Here is a 239-nt window from a genome sequence, read left to right as displayed (position 1 = left end):
ACTCACTTTGCAACTCACTTACCTGCTTTAAATCGTACTCTGTGTATTGCTCACTGAGCCTCGTTATTAGAGGGATTACAGCATCAGTAAATTGCAATTCAATCATTCCAGCTTTATCAATGTAGGTTACTGTCTGTGCCCATCTAACAACACGATGTGCTGGCTTCCCTGTCTGCTTATGTATGTCTTCATACTCAAAATAAGACTCAAACAATCCATTAGCCGCACTTTTTAATGCC

General features: G+C 40.2%; 1 protein-coding gene. It reads right to left on the bottom strand.

Annotated elements, in window-relative coordinates; translation table 11 throughout:
- Positions 1-239, bottom strand: a 239-nt coding sequence (locus R0K30_RS23365) for a RepB family plasmid replication initiator protein (protein WP_410613399.1), incomplete at both ends; no start/stop codon positions are given.

Source organism: Bacillus sp. SIMBA_154 (assembly GCF_046536015.1).
Taxonomy (GTDB): Bacteria; Bacillota; Bacilli; order Bacillales; family Bacillaceae; genus Bacillus; species Bacillus pumilus_P.
Note: the sequence above shows the minus strand (reverse complement) of the source record. Positions and strands in the feature narration are given on the sequence as shown.